Annotated in this window: 15 protein-coding genes; 10 read left to right on the top strand and 5 right to left on the bottom strand. The window is 72.5% G+C overall.

Annotated features, from left to right (window positions below; all coding sequences use genetic code 11):
* Window positions 1-6: 6 nt before the first annotated feature.
* The 4 genes from ACQPXG_RS32930 to ACQPXG_RS32915 all read left to right on the top strand — a co-directional run bounded on the left by ACQPXG_RS32930 (window position 7) and on the right by ACQPXG_RS32915 (window position 2,980).
* The gene (locus ACQPXG_RS32930; protein WP_433463035.1) at window positions 7-429 is read left to right on the top strand and encodes a MarR family winged helix-turn-helix transcriptional regulator; all 423 of its coding nucleotides are present in this window, start codon (window positions 7-9) and stop codon (window positions 427-429) included.
* 123 nt (window positions 430-552) lie between these two features.
* Window positions 553-1,212: an ATP-binding cassette domain-containing protein gene (locus ACQPXG_RS32925; protein WP_433463034.1), complete on the top strand. Its 660-nt coding sequence runs from the start codon at window positions 553-555 to the stop codon at window positions 1,210-1,212.
* 41 nt (window positions 1,213-1,253) lie between these two features.
* On the top strand, window positions 1,254-2,378 hold the full coding sequence (locus tag ACQPXG_RS32920; RefSeq protein ID WP_433463033.1) for a sensor histidine kinase: 1,125 nt from the start codon (window positions 1,254-1,256) through the stop codon (window positions 2,376-2,378).
* Window positions 2,375-2,980 carry a response regulator gene (locus tag ACQPXG_RS32915; RefSeq protein WP_433463032.1) on the top strand — a complete coding sequence of 202 codons (606 nt, stop codon included), beginning with the start codon at window positions 2,375-2,377 and terminating at the stop codon, window positions 2,978-2,980. Before ACQPXG_RS32920 ends, ACQPXG_RS32915 begins: the two co-directional genes overlap by 4 nt.
* A 215-nt stretch (window positions 2,981-3,195) precedes the next feature.
* On the opposite strand, the gene ACQPXG_RS32910 is transcribed toward ACQPXG_RS32915, so the two are convergent.
* The 5 genes from ACQPXG_RS32910 to ACQPXG_RS32890 form a co-directional block, all read right to left on the bottom strand.
* Window positions 3,196-3,885 (bottom strand): class I SAM-dependent methyltransferase, encoded by a 690-nt coding sequence (locus ACQPXG_RS32910; protein ID WP_433463031.1) that lies wholly within the window; start codon window positions 3,883-3,885, stop codon window positions 3,196-3,198.
* Between the two features lie 39 nt (window positions 3,886-3,924).
* Window positions 3,925-4,674, bottom strand: coding sequence for an SDR family NAD(P)-dependent oxidoreductase (locus ACQPXG_RS32905; RefSeq protein ID WP_433463030.1), 750 nt, complete (start codon window positions 4,672-4,674; stop codon window positions 3,925-3,927).
* 79 nt (window positions 4,675-4,753) lie between these two features.
* On the bottom strand, window positions 4,754-5,335 hold the full coding sequence (locus ACQPXG_RS32900) for a TetR/AcrR family transcriptional regulator (RefSeq protein ID WP_433463029.1): 582 nt from the start codon (window positions 5,333-5,335) through the stop codon (window positions 4,754-4,756).
* Between the two features lie 40 nt (window positions 5,336-5,375).
* Window positions 5,376-5,945 (bottom strand): hypothetical protein, encoded by a 570-nt coding sequence (locus ACQPXG_RS32895; protein ID WP_433463028.1) that lies wholly within the window; start codon window positions 5,943-5,945, stop codon window positions 5,376-5,378.
* A 96-nt stretch (window positions 5,946-6,041) separates the two neighbouring features.
* On the bottom strand, window positions 6,042-6,596 hold the full coding sequence (locus ACQPXG_RS32890; RefSeq protein ID WP_433463027.1) for a hypothetical protein: 555 nt from the start codon (window positions 6,594-6,596) through the stop codon (window positions 6,042-6,044).
* Window positions 6,597-6,776: 180 nt separating this feature from the next.
* Here ACQPXG_RS32890 and ACQPXG_RS32885 point away from each other — a divergent pair, with 180 nt between their 5' ends.
* From ACQPXG_RS32885 to ACQPXG_RS32860, 6 genes are all read left to right on the top strand, one after another.
* Window positions 6,777-8,042, top strand: a complete 1,266-nt coding sequence (locus ACQPXG_RS32885; protein ID WP_433463026.1) for a histidine kinase — start codon at window positions 6,777-6,779, stop codon at window positions 8,040-8,042.
* Window positions 8,030-8,677: a LuxR C-terminal-related transcriptional regulator gene (locus ACQPXG_RS32880; RefSeq protein WP_433463025.1), complete on the top strand. Its 648-nt coding sequence runs from the start codon at window positions 8,030-8,032 to the stop codon at window positions 8,675-8,677. The genes ACQPXG_RS32885 and ACQPXG_RS32880 overlap by 13 nt, the downstream gene beginning before the upstream one ends.
* A complete protein-coding gene (locus tag ACQPXG_RS32875) occupies window positions 8,674-9,468 on the top strand; it encodes a hypothetical protein (RefSeq protein ID WP_433463024.1) in 795 nt (264 codons plus the stop codon). The genes ACQPXG_RS32880 and ACQPXG_RS32875 overlap by 4 nt, the downstream gene beginning before the upstream one ends.
* Window positions 9,469-9,867: 399 nt before the next feature.
* Window positions 9,868-10,872: a methionine ABC transporter ATP-binding protein gene (locus tag ACQPXG_RS32870; protein WP_433463023.1), complete on the top strand. Its 1,005-nt coding sequence runs from the start codon at window positions 9,868-9,870 to the stop codon at window positions 10,870-10,872.
* Window positions 10,869-11,525, top strand: coding sequence for a methionine ABC transporter permease (locus ACQPXG_RS32865; protein WP_433463022.1), 657 nt, complete (start codon window positions 10,869-10,871; stop codon window positions 11,523-11,525). The genes ACQPXG_RS32870 and ACQPXG_RS32865 overlap by 4 nt, the downstream gene beginning before the upstream one ends.
* Before the next feature lie 20 nt (window positions 11,526-11,545).
* Window positions 11,546-12,361 carry a MetQ/NlpA family ABC transporter substrate-binding protein gene (locus ACQPXG_RS32860; RefSeq protein ID WP_433463021.1) on the top strand — a complete coding sequence of 272 codons (816 nt, stop codon included), beginning with the start codon at window positions 11,546-11,548 and terminating at the stop codon, window positions 12,359-12,361.
* The last annotated feature ends 56 nt before the right edge of the window (window positions 12,362-12,417 follow it).

The raw sequence follows: 12,417 nt of genomic DNA, 5'->3' as shown, positions 1-12,417 counted from the left end.
AACATTGTGGACAGGGTGTCGATGGAGGCCGTGGCGGAGATCCGGCACGGGATCATGCGCGTCTCGCGCCGGATGCGGACCGCGAGGTCACCCGAAGCGCTGAGCACCAACAAGCTCGTCGTGCTGGGTCACCTGTACCGGAACGGGCCCGCCTCCGCGGGCGAGCTCGCCGAGGCGGAAGGCCAGCGGCCGCAGTCCCTGACGCGGGTCTTCGCCGAGCTGGAGGCGGACGGGCTGATCTCCCGGGCCCGCGCCGAGCAGGACCGCCGCCAGGTCGTGCTGACCATCACCGAGCAGGGGACGGACGCGTTGCGCCGCGATGTCGGCGAGCGCGACGCCTGGCTGGCCGGCGCGCTCGACGGCCTGACCGAGACCGAGCGCGATGTCCTCCTGATCGCCGCCCGTCTCATGGAACGGATCGCCGAATAGTTCGCGATGACGTACTGATTTCAGAGCCATGACGTTTGTCATGGGCGACCCATGCGATCTTCATGACCGCTTTCTGACACCCGTGACTGCACGCCCACGACTCCGCCGGGCAGCATGGGTGCCATGAAGGCACCTGCGATCGAGGTACGCGACCTGGACCTGAACGAGGCCGTGCGCAATGTCTCGTTCTCGGTGGCGCAGGGAGAGGTCTACGCGTTGCTGGGCCGCTATGGCTCGGGCAAGACCACCCTCCTGGAAATCCTTGCGGGACTGCGGCGCCCCACCGGCGGAACCGTCCGGCTTCGTGACGCCGACCCCTACACCGACCGTGACACCGTGCGCTCTGGTGCCGTCTGGCGCGACGGTGGCCTGTTCCCAGGGCTGACCGTCGCCGAGGTCGTGGACACATGGCGGCGCTGGACGCTCGACCCGCTCACCCGTGACGATGCCTTGCGCCTCGCCCGCCTCACCGACGTCGCCGACGTGCCGTTCGAGCGGCTTGCCCCGGGACGGCGGCGCATGCTCGACCTCGCGCTGGCCCTCGTCGGACGCTCCGACGTTCTCTTCCTCGACGAGCCCACCGCCGGGCTCGACGACGCGGACGCCCGCGAGGTGTGGTCCGTCCTGCGGACGCAGGCCGCGCACGGGGTCACCGTGGTGATCGCGACCCGCGACCCGGACGAGGCGTGCCGCTCCGACCGGGTCGGGGTCCTGGACGAGGGCCGCCTGGTCACCGGCCGGGACGCCGCCCGCCTCCACGCCGGCCGCGTCCGCGCCGCCTGAGCGCCCCGGCGCGTCCCTTGACGGCCGCATACGCTGTCCGCGTGCAGCCCAGGATCCCGCGCCCCACCGTCATCGCCGCGATCATCGTGGGGATGACGGCGCTGACGCTGGCCGGGTTCCTGCTGCCGGCGCTCTGGTACGAGATCGTCCACCGGCGGGACGCGGGACGCGTGATCCTGGCCCTCACCGGGGTCGCCGTCGTGTCCGCCCTCTACGCCCGGCTGCTCTGGCAGAACCTGATGCGCCGCACGGCCCCCGCGCACCGGTTCGGGCTCGCCGCGATCGCCGCGGTCTGCTGGGCGCTCCCTCCGCTGCTCGGCACCGGCCAGGGCTGGGGCAACGCGCTCCTCGTCCCGGCCGGGCTGATCGCCGTCGCCCTCCCGTTGCGCCAGGCGGTCATCGCGACCGCGGCGGCGACCGTCCTGACGCCCGTCTACGGCGCGCTCCTCGGGCTCCCGCCGCTCGCCGTCCTGTACGAGGCGACCGGAGTCCCGCTGGGTGCCTTCTCCGGGTACGTCACGGTCTGGTTCTTCCACGTCGTCCAGGAACTCCGGGAGGCTCGGGCCGAGCTCGCCAGGTCCGCGGTGGGGGAGGAACGGCTCCGCTTCGCCCGCGACCTGCACGACGTCCTCGGCCACAGCCTCCAGGCGGTCGCGCTGCGTGCCGAGGTCGCCGAACGGTTCGTGGAGAACGACGACGGGCGCGTCCGCAAGGAGCTGACCGAGATCCAGACGATGGCGCGGGACGCCGTGCGGGACGTCCGCGAGGTCGTCCGCGGCTACCGGGCCACGTCCCTGCGCACCGAGCTGGACGGCATGTCGGCCGTCCTGCGCGCCGCCGGAATCCGCTGCGAGCGCCCCGAGGTGTCGCCGGTGCTGCCCGCCCACGTCCACGAGCCGCTCGGCTGGGTCGCCCGCGAGGCCGCCACCAACGTCCTCCGGCACTCCAGCGCCACCTGGTGCGAGATCACCGTCCGGACCGCGGCCGGCCGCGTCCACCTGGAGATCGTGAACGACGGCGCCGGACGCCGCACCGGCGAGGCGGGCAGCGGCCTCACCGGCCTCGCCGAACGGATCACCGCGGCCGGCGGCCGGTTCGACGCCGGCCCCGGCGGCGACGGAACCTTCCGGGTGGCGGCCGCCGTCCCCGCGAAGGGAGACGCATGATCCGCGTGCTGCTGGCCGACGACCACCTCCTGATCAGGGAGGCGCTCGTCCTGCTGCTGGAGACCGAGGACGGCATCGAGGTCACCGCCGACGTCGGACGCGGCGACGAGGCCGTCGAACGTGCCCTCGCCCTCAAGCCCGACGTCGCCGTCCTCGACATCGACATGCCCGGCCTGGACGGGCTCGCCGCCGCCGAACGCCTCTCCCGCGAACTGCCCGGCTGCCGGCTGGTGATCGTGACGGCGCACGGCCGACCCGGCAACCTGCGCCGTGCCATGGCCGCCGACGTCCGCGGCTTCCTCGGCAAGGACGCCCCCGGCAGCCGGCTCGCCCAGGTCATCCGGCAGGTCGCCGCCGGAACCCGGTACATCGACCCGCAGCTCGCCGCCGACGCCCTCGCCGCCGAGGAATGCCCCCTCACCCCGCGCGAACTCGACACCCTCCGCGCCGCCGCCGACGGTGCCCCGGTCTCCCGCATCGCGCGCGCCCTCGGCCTCTCCGAGGGCACCGTCCGCAACTACCTCTCCGCCGCCGTCACCAAGCTCGGCGCCGACAACCGCCACGCCGCCGCCCGAACCGCCCGCGAACGCGGCTGGTTGTGATTCTTTGCCCTCCATCGTCGAGAAACGCGGTGCGATCGCTGGCATCGCTCCGGCTCGCCTTGCGGCTCGCTGCGCGATCAGGTTCTCGCAAGCTCGGGTCTCCGCCCCCGGCTCGGCCTTCGGACGCGATCGCGACGATTGAGGTTGTTGCGTGGTTGCGGCGGTGGTCTGCGTTGTTGCAGTAGTGGGTGCTGGTCTGCGGTCTTCGTTCCGCCTCACCGGCGGGCTAGGACTAGGCTGCCTCGCTTTGTCACCGGGAGGGGGGTCGTGAGCTGGGTCGCGGCCTTGGTCGCCTTGGGGCGGGGGACGCGGCGGGCCATCAGGTAGTCGCGGACGGCGGCGGGGTCGGGGAGGGTGATCAGCGGGGCGTCCCAGCGTTCCACCTCGACCTCCCCGAAGACCTCGCAGACCCGGGCCGGGGCGTCCTCGGCGTCGAACGTGGTGGGCTCGGGGCGCCAGACGGGGGACAGTTCGGGGCTGTCCGTCCGGCAGATCGCGGTGACCAGGAGCAGCCCGCCGGGGGCGAGGACGCGGCGCGCCTCGCGGAGCGCGCGCCGCGGATCGTCCAGGTGGTAGAGCATGTTGACGGCCACGGCGGCGTCGAACGTGCCGTCCCGGAACGGCAGGCGCAGCGCGTCGGCGCGGACGCGCGGCGCCGGGTGGGCGCGCAGCAGGACGCCGGACGCGTCCAGCCCCACCAGACGGAACGGCGGCGGGTGGGGGAGGGCGTCGCTGAGGGACCCCTCCCCGCAGCCGATGTCCAGGACGCGGTGCGCGCCGGAGTTCAGCAGCTTCGAGGCGATGTGGTCGTGCAGGCTGCGCGCCCCGATCAGGTATTTCCTGGTGACCCTGCTCGCGAGGCGGAAGCGCTCCGGATCGGAGTCGTAGTCGGGTGTGAGGGCCATGCTGTGAGTCTGCCCGGTGAACCGCCCCGAAAAGCGTCGTCACGCGGTCGCGCCGCCGTCGACGACCAGGTCGTGACCGACCACGTGGGACGAGGCGTCCGAGGCCAGCCACAGGATCGTCTCCGCCACTTCGGCGGTGTCGGCGACCCGTCCGGACGGGGCCGCCGTGCGCATCCGTTCCGCGCGGCCGGCGCGGGTCTCGCCGGGAAGGAGGGACATCGGTGTGTCGCTGGCCCCGGGGCTGACGGCGTTGATGCGGACGCCGTCGGCGACATGGTCGAGGGCGGCCGCGCGGGTGAGGACGCTGACCCCCGCCTTGGACGCCGCGTACGCCGCGAGGCCGGGACGGCGCCCGTGCACACCGATGTTGGACGCGACGTTGACGATCGTGCCGCCGCCGTGGGCGCGCATGTGGGCGATCTCGTGCTTCATGGACAGGAACACGCCGGTCAGGTTCACCGCCAGGACGTCGTTCCATGCGGCGGCGTCGATGTCGGCGACGGGCCCCGCAGCGCCGAGGATCCCCGCGTTGTTGACGGCGACATGGAGGCCTCCGTGACGCGCCACCACCGTCTCGACCATCTGGGCGGCGGACGGGGCGTCGCTCACGTCGGCGACGACGTGGTCGGCCTGGCCTGGGCCGACCTCCTTGACGGCCTCGGCCAGCGTGGTGACGTCACGTCCGGCCAAAACGACCGTCGCGCCCTCCCGGACGAACGCGTGCGCGGTGGCGCGGCCGATGCCCCCGGCGCCCCCGGTGATAAGGACGATCTTGCCGTCGAATCGCATGTTCAGCTCCTGATACTGGATCGATCGTTCTTGAATTTGTGCCGAAAGAACCCCGCCCTGCGAGACGGGCGGGGGACGGTCAGTCGAAGAGGGCCACGGCCTGGCGGGCCGCGTCCCTGAGCCGGTTGTCGTCCGCGGGGGCCCGGCCCAGGACGCGCATGCCCTGGAAAAGGACGAGCAGGAGGCGGGCCAGGGCCCGGGGGTCCTTGTCCGGAGAGAGTTCGCCCTGGGCCCGCGCGCGTGTCAGTGCCGAGGTGAGCGACGCCTCCAGGAAGCTCCAGCTCGCCTCCACCATCCGCGCGGCCTCGGCGTCGTGCGCGGCCAGTTCCACCGCGGTGTTCACCACGAGACAGCCGCGCCGTGGCCGGTCATGGGTCGATTCCTCGGCGTAGCGCTCGATCAGCGTCCGCACCGCCGGCAGCACGGGCCCGGGCCGCGAGAGCGCTTCGGCGATCTTGGGGTCGGTGTCCTGGAGGTAGCGGTCCAGAGCCTTCAGGTACAGCTCGTGCTTGCCGCCGAACGTCGCGTAGATGCTGGCGCGCGCGACGCCGAGATGCGCCACGAGGTCGGACATGGACGTCGCCTCGTACCCGCGCTCCCAGAACAGCTCCAGTGCTCGCTGCAGGACCGCGTCCGGATCGAACTCCTTCGTCCGTGCCATGGCGAGAACGGTAGACCATTCAAGAACGAACGGTCAAATATCAGCCTTCTGAGCGCGCCGGCACGGACGGACGGTCGAGATCCATGGCGTCCAGCACCGAGCCGTCGGTGGCGAGCGCCTCCACGACCGGGCCCCGGCGCGCGCCCCACACCACCACGACGTGCCCGTGCTCGGGAACGTCCAGGATCCGCTTGCCGACCCGCACCCGCGCGACCTCGGCCGAGGCGCGCAGCCGCGCCTCGTTCACCCACTTGGCGCCCCACGGCAGCAGCCGGTTGGCGTTGCGCACCGTCCGGGCCGATCCGTACTTCAGCAGATGGCGCCCCATCTCGCCGGACGAGCGGCGCGCCAGCGGCTCCTCCGGGGCCGAACCGCCGGCGCCGCCGAGCTCCATCCACTCGCCGTCGCGGCGATGGAACGTCCAGCCCTCGATGAACGCGGACGCGGCGTCGCCCCACTGGTGGAGGAACGTTACAACGGCGACGTCGCCGTCCATGTCGAGCCCGAGCGGAAGGTAGTCCCGTCCCTCCTCGAAGGTGGCGGGAGCCGGGACGGGAAGGCCGTCCCTGAGGAGCCGCAGGCACTCCTCGTGCACCTCGTGGTCGTTCATCTTGGGGGACCTCTGATCGTGCAGGCAGGGCAAAGGGCCCTCTCACGAGAGGGCCCCCACGTGGCACCTCACTCTAGAGGTCCGGCTCGTCTGGTTTCACCCGTCTGAGGCACTCCCTTCAAGGCTTTGCCATCCGCCCTTCATCTCGTGGTCGATCATGGGTGCGCGGGCGCGGAGCGCCCGCGCACCCAGGGCGGCGCACAGGACCGCGAGCGGCAGTTCCAGCCCGGCGGCCAGGGCGATCGCCATCGTCCGCTCCGGGCCGGGCGTGGCGGTCGTCACGTCGAACCACGCGTCGACGGCCAGCAGCGTCCCGGCGACGGCCGCGCCCAGGCCGTACCGGGGATCGCGACGCAGGAGCAGCACGCCGGTGCCGAGAAGCGCGACGGCCTCCATCGCGTCCAGCCCCACCCAGGCGGCGGACCAGTTCGACACCACGGTCGTGGACGGCATGGTGGTGGCGAGCACCCACATCCAGGGCACCAGCGCCATCGCGCTCCCGACGAACCCCCAGCCCACCCACCGGCCTCGGGTCTGCCACGGTGCCGGGGACGCGGTCCGGCGCCGTCCGGGCGCCGAGTTCCGCGCGGAGAGCGGAGGGCGGCGGATGGCGATCTTGCGCGGACCGAGGGGGGTGACGCCGGTGACCATGGGAACTCCTGCGGACGGTGATCGGTGCGCATCCGCTCGCCGGATGCCCGGTCAAAGCCTCGCCGCCGTCCGAGTCACCGTCGGTAACCCGCATATCCGACTTGGGGTGGTACTAGGTTCACCTTCCGATCTGCAGCGTGGTTCATGGTGGCGGGCGAAGTGCGGCAATACGGTTGCTTCATGGCATCCATCTCCGCGGCCCGCCGTGCCCGCGTGCACGCTCCGTGGTCGGCGGCGGCGTGGCGCGACACGGTCTTCGTCGCGTCCGGGGTGCCGCTCCAGTTCGCCGGCTGGCTGATCCTCGGCTTCTTCTGGATGCTCTGGACGCCGGTCCGCGTCACGCCGATCCTGATCCTCACCGCCGCGTCGCTCGTCCTGCTGCTGCTCGCGCTGCGGCCGCTGACGTCCTGGCAGCGGGAGCGGTGCTGGGCGATGCTCGGCCTGGACATCCCTCGCATGCCCGACTTCGACGACGGACGCCCCTGGGACGCGCTCCGCAACCTCCGCTCGCCCGAGCTGTGGCGAGTGCTCCAGTACCACCTGCTGGCCGGCCCGTTCCTCGCCCTGGGCGGGCTCACCGTGATCGCCGCCTGGGCGTCCGGGCTCGCCCTCGCCACGTCCGGCCTGTACACGTGGGCGCTGGCCTACACCAGCCCGATGAGCCCGTTCGGCCATCCGACCCGGTTCGGCGTGCTGACCTGCGTCGGCGTCCTTCTCCTCGTCGCGGCGCCGTGGGCGGCGGCGGGCGTCCGCCGCCTGGACGCCCGCGCCGCGGCCGCGCTGCTCGGCCCCGACCGCGCCAGGGAACTGGAGCGCCGCGTCGAGGACCTGGCCGAGAAGCGCGCCAGCGTGGTGGACGCCGCCGACATCGAGCGCCGCCGCATCGAGCGCGACCTGCACGACGGCGCGCAGCAGCGGCTCGTCTCCCTCGCGCTCAACCTGGGCCTGGCACGCGAGACGCTGACCGGCGTCCCGGACGACGCCATGCGGGTGATCGTCGAGGCGCACGAGGAGGCCAAGGAGGCGCTGACCGAGCTGCGCAACCTGATCCGCGGCCTGCACCCGGCCGTGCTCGAGGACCGCGGCCTGGACGCCGCCCTGTCCGGCGTCGCCGCGCGGGTGCCGCTCCCGGTCCGGCTCCGCGTCGAGGTGGAGCCCCGCGCGTCGTCCACCGTCGAGGCCGTCGCGTACTTCGTCGTGTCCGAGGCCCTCACCAACGTCGTCCGGCACGCGCGGGCGGACGAGGTGGACGTCTCCGTCGTCCGCCGTGGCGAGGTGCTGCGGGTGACCGTTCGCGACGACGGCGTTGGCGGCGCCGACCCCGCCGGCGGGACGGGCCTGACCGGCCTCGCCCGGCGCGTCCGGTCGGTGGACGGTACGTTCCGGATCACCAGCCCCGCTGGGGGCCCGACGACCGTCACCGTGGAGTTGCCGTGCGCATTGTGATCGCCGAGGACTCGGTCCTGCTGCGAGCCGGGCTGATCAAGGTCCTGGAGACCTCCGGGTTCGAGGTCGCGGCGGCCGTCGGCGAGGCCGAGGGCCTCCTTGCCGCCGTGCGCGAGCACCGTCCGGACGCGGCGATCGTGGACGTCCGGATGCCGCCGGGCTTCACCGACGAGGGCGTCCGCGCCGCGCTGGTGATGCGGCGGGAGTCGCCCGAGGTCGCCGTGCTGCTGCTGTCCCAGTACGTCGAGGAGCGGTACGCGGCGGATCTGCTGTCGATCAGCACCAGCGGCATCGGCTACCTGCTCAAGGACCGCGTCGCCGACGTCTCGGTCTTCCTGGACGCGCTGCGCCGGGTCGCGTCCGGCGGCACCGCCCTGGACCCCGAGGTCGTCTCGCAGCTGCTGCTGCGCCGGCACCGCGACCCGCTCGACCGGCTCACGCCGCGTGAGAAGGAGGTCCTCGCCCTGATGGCCGAGGGGCGCTCCAACGCGGGCATCGCCGCGGCGCTGGTGGTGAGCGAGAGCGCCGTCGCCAAGCACATCAACAACATCTTCGCCAAGCTCGACCTCCCGCACGCCGAGGGCGACCATCGCCGCGTCCTCGCGGTCCTCCGCTTCCTGGACGGCGAGACGTGACGCCCGGACCCGGCCGCCCGCGGCGGCGAGGCGTGTGGATCGCGCTGGCGATCGCGACGGCGCTGGTCGTGGTCGCCCCCGTCGGCCTGCTGGCGTCCGGCCGCGCCACCCGCCGGACCTCGACGTCCATGACCCCCTACCGGCACGCGATCAAGGAGCTGCGGCTCGACGCGGGCGGCGCCGCCGTCTCGGTCGGCCCCGGGCCGGACGGCCAGGCGCGCGTCTACAAGACGCTGCGCTGGGGGCTGAGCAAACCCGAGGTCACTGAGTCGCTGGTGGACGACGTGCTCTTCGTCACCTTCCGCTGCTCGGGATCGGACTGGATCGGCGCCGAGTGCGACGCGGACATCGACGTCCAGGTCCCGGCCGGGGTCCGGGTCTCGGCGGTGTCCCGATCCGGGCGGATCGACGTCCGCGGGCTGACCGGCGACCTCGATCTGCGGACCGGTTCGGGGGAGATCGACATCGCCGGCACGCGCGGCCGGCTGCGGCTGCTGGCCCGGTCCGGCGCGATCAGGGGCCGCGGGCTCGCCTCGCCGAAGACGCAGGCCCGGGTGTCCTCCGGCTACCTCGACCTCCGCTACGCCGAGCCTCCGGACACGGTGGAGGCGTCGGCCGGGTCGGGCACCGCGAAGATCATCGTCCCGCCGGGCTCGCGCTACCGCGTCGCCGGCGGGGCGGGCTCGGGCAGCGAGCATCTCAACAAGGCCCTCGTCGACGGCCGGGCCCTCCGCCAGATCTTCGTCCACAGCGGTTCCGGCGCCACCTACCTGGACTATCGCGACGACTGACCGGCGTCCGGAACGGAGCACCAGCGGAGTGGAGGACGCCGGTCAGGCCCGGGAAACTCGGAGCGATCAGCATCACATCGGGTGGATTTGCGTCATTGGTGTAGAGCCGGTTAACTGCTGACATGCCTTCCGTACGCCTGTGCCGTGAGCACCGCCCGCCGACTGCGCGGGCCATGCGGCGTACGTGTTGCCGGCGAATGTGTGACCGCTGAGGGCCCCCGCCTGAGCCTCGCGCCCCGAAGCGAGCGAACTCCGACATCCGAGTCACGCATGTGCATCGAACGCCATCTGCTGAGCCACGCGCCGTACCCGCCCGGGCTCTCCTGAGCGCACCGCGCCGCCTCCCGTCCTGACCGACGCCGCCCGTCCGGTGGCCCCCGTTCGCATGGGTGATTCCCTGTGATTCAGATCGAAAAACTTCGTAAGGTCTACCGCGGCCGCGGCCGCGAGGTGACCGCCGTCGACCGCGTCGACCTGACCGTCGCCGAGGGCGAGGTCTTCGGCGTGCTCGGGCGCAGCGGCGCCGGCAAGAGCACGCTGCTGCGCTGCGTCAACCTGCTGGAGCGGCCGGACGAGGGCCGCGTCGTGATCGGCGGGCGGGACCTGCTCGCGCTGCGCGGTGGCGAGCTGCGCCGGGCGCGCCAGGGCATCGGCATGATCCACCAGCACTTCGGCCTGCTCGGCAGCCGGACGGTCGCCGGGAACGTCGCGTTCCCGCTGGAGGTCATGGGCGTGCCGCGCGCGGAGCGGGCGGCACGCGTCGCCGAACTGCTGGAGCTGGTCGGGCTCACCGAGCACGCCAGGGCCAACCCGGCGCAGATCTCCGGCGGGCAGAAGCAGCGCGTCGGCATCGCCCGCGCGCTCGCGGGGCGTCCGAAGGTGCTGCTGTCGGACGAGGCGACGTCGGCGCTCGACCCGGAGACCACCGCGTCGATCCTGGAGCTGCTGCGCGACCTGAACCGGCGCCTCGGCCTCACGATCCTGCTGATCACGCATGAGATGGACGTGGTCAAGCGCATCTGCGACTCCGCCGCGGTCATGCGGGACGGCCGGTTCACCGAGTCGGGCCCGGTGCCCGAACTGCTCGCCCGCCCGGGCTCCGAACTGGCGAAGGGCCTGTTCCCGCTGCCGCCGACCGTGCCCCGCGACGGCACGACGCTGGTCGAGGTCACCTTCACCGGCGGCGCCACCGACGAGCCGGTCGTGTCCGCGCTCGCCCGCAAGTACTCGCTGGACGTCAACATCCTCGGCGGCGCCGTGGAGACCGTCGGCGGCGAGCGCGTCGGGCGGCTCCAGCTCGAACTGCCCGGCGACCCGTCGCTCAACGCCGCGCAGCTCGCGTTCCTGCGCGAGTCGGGCCTGGCCGTGGAGCTCAAGAACCCTGTACAGGAGGACCCCCGATGAGCTGGGACGAGGTCATGCCGCTGCTGTGGCCCGCCACCCGCGAGACCCTCTACATGACCGGTGTCGCGACGCTGTTCACCGCCGTGCTCGGACTGCTGCTCGGCGTGTTCCTGGTGATCACCGAGCGCGGCGGGCTGCTGCCCGCGCCGCCGGTGAACAGGGCGCTCGGCGTCGTCGTCAACATCGGCCGGTCGCTGCCGTTCCTGATCCTGATGGTGGCGATCATCCCGTTCACCCGGATCGTCGTCGGCACCAGCATCGGCAACGCGGCCGCGATCGTCCCGCTGACCGTGGGCGCCATCCCGTTCTACGCGCGGCTCGTCGAGATCGCGCTGCGCGAGGTCGACCCGGGCGTGCTCGCCGCGGCGGACGCGATGGGCGCCACCCGCCGCGAGATCGTCGGCAAGGTCATGCTGCGCGAGGCGCGGCCCGGCCTGGTGTCCGGGCTCACCGTCACCGTCATCGCGCTGATCGGCTACACGGCCATGGCCGGGACGGTCGGCGGCGGCGGGCTCGGCAATCTCGCCGTCGTCTACGGCTACGAGCGCTTCGAGACCAAGGTCATGGTCGCCACCGTGGCGCTGCTCGTCGTCCTGGTCCTGCTCATCCAGGCCGCGGGGGACCTCGTCGCCCGCCGCCTGACCCACCGGTAACGCACAGAAGGGCACTCCTCGTGCTTCGCAAGATCACCACCGCGCTGGCCTCCGCCGTTCTGCTCGCGGGCCTGACCGCCTGCGGCTCGTCCGCGGCGTCGGACGATCCGGACGCCGCGCTGAAGGTCGCGGTCAACCCCGTCCCGCACGGCGACATCCTCAAGTACGTCAAGGACGACCTGGCGGGCAAGGCCGGGCTCAAGCTCGACATCGTGACCTTCAGCGACTACCAGCAGCCGAACACGGCGCTGAAGGAGAAGCAGGTCACGGCCAACTACTTCCAGCACGTGCCGTTCATGGAGGAGTTCGAGAAGAAGTCCGGGACGAAGCTGGCGTTCGTCGCGCCTGTCCACCTGGAGCCCCTCGGCGTGTACTCCAAGAAGGTGAAGAGCCTGCAGGCCGTCCCGCAGGGTGCGACCGTGGCCGTCCCGAACGACCCGGCCAACGAGGGACGCTCTCTCAAGCTGCTCGCTGACAACGGCCTGCTCACCCTGAAGCCGGACGCGCCCGCGAGCGCGACCGAGCGCGACGTCGCGAGCAACCCCAAGGGCCTGAAGTTCAAGCCGCTGAAGGCCGCGCAGCTGCCCCGCTCGCTGGAGGACGCCGACCTGTCGGTGATCAACGGCAACTACGCGATCGAGGCCGGGCTGGCGCCGAACAAGGACGCGCTCGCCGCGGAGAAGGCCGAGGGCAGCCCCTACGCCAACGGCATCGTCACGCTGCCGGAGAACAAGGACGACCCGCGCGTGAAGAAGCTCGTCCAGCTGCTGCAGGGCCCCGAGGTGAAGAAGTACGTCGAGGACAAGTACAAGGGGTCGGTGCTGATCGCGTCCTGACGCCGGGGCTCTGTCTCCGTCCGATCGAAAGCGCCGCGGTATGTCCGCCGGTCCTG

The sequence above is a fragment of the Spirillospora sp. CA-128828 genome, from assembly GCF_050945415.1.
GTDB lineage: Bacteria > Actinomycetota > Actinomycetes > Streptosporangiales > Streptosporangiaceae > Spirillospora.
This window is presented reverse-complemented; position numbering and strand designations above follow the sequence as displayed.

Bases quoted from the DNA above. Each gene is read 5' to 3' on its own strand.
- ACQPXG_RS32915 (WP_433463032.1), top strand. From the start codon at position 2,375: ATGATCCGCGTGCTGCTGGCCGACGACCACCTCCTGATCAGGGAGGCG.
- ACQPXG_RS32885 (WP_433463026.1), top strand. From the start codon at position 6,777: ATGGCATCCATCTCCGCGGCCCGCCGTGCCCGCGTGCACGCTCCGTGG.
- ACQPXG_RS32910 (WP_433463031.1), bottom strand. From the start codon at position 3,885: ATGGCCCTCACACCCGACTACGACTCCGATCCGGAGCGCTTCCGCCTC.
- ACQPXG_RS32905 (WP_433463030.1), bottom strand. From the start codon at position 4,674: ATGCGATTCGACGGCAAGATCGTCCTTATCACCGGGGGCGCCGGGGGC.
- ACQPXG_RS32865 (WP_433463022.1), top strand. From the start codon at position 10,869: ATGAGCTGGGACGAGGTCATGCCGCTGCTGTGGCCCGCCACCCGCGAG.
- ACQPXG_RS32895 (WP_433463028.1), bottom strand. From the start codon at position 5,945: ATGAACGACCACGAGGTGCACGAGGAGTGCCTGCGGCTCCTCAGGGAC.
- ACQPXG_RS32925 (WP_433463034.1), top strand. From the start codon at position 553: ATGAAGGCACCTGCGATCGAGGTACGCGACCTGGACCTGAACGAGGCC.
- ACQPXG_RS32900 (WP_433463029.1), bottom strand. From the start codon at position 5,335: ATGGCACGGACGAAGGAGTTCGATCCGGACGCGGTCCTGCAGCGAGCA.
- ACQPXG_RS32890 (WP_433463027.1), bottom strand. From the start codon at position 6,596: ATGGTCACCGGCGTCACCCCCCTCGGTCCGCGCAAGATCGCCATCCGC.